Below are 230 nucleotides of genomic sequence, written 5' to 3'. Positions count from 1 at the left end.
ATTGGTGAAGTTGTAGGTCAGGCCGGTGCCTGCCAACAGCCGTGATAAGGCTTCTTGTTTGCCCATCGTGCCCTGAAGGCCGGAGGAGCTCTTGCCGCGCACGAGGTCAGCCGGATAAAGAATCTGAAGATTTGATTTATCCCCAAAACGGGAAATCACTGCGCCCAAGGATCCGGCAGGGATTGAGTAACTGATGTTTGTCTGCTGGGCATAAACGGTTTGCACAAAGG

Annotated in this window: 1 protein-coding gene; it reads right to left on the bottom strand. The window is 53.0% G+C overall.

What is annotated here, in order from left to right; genetic code table 11:
* Window positions 1-230, bottom strand: a 230-nt coding sequence (locus tag HBA93_RS23990; RefSeq protein WP_221724876.1) for an STN domain-containing protein, incomplete at both ends; no start/stop codon positions are given.

This window comes from Ochrobactrum sp. SFR4 (assembly GCF_019730395.1).
Taxonomy (GTDB): Bacteria; Pseudomonadota; Alphaproteobacteria; order Rhizobiales; family Rhizobiaceae; genus Pseudochrobactrum.
Note: the sequence above shows the minus strand (reverse complement) of the source record. Positions and strands in the feature narration are given on the sequence as shown.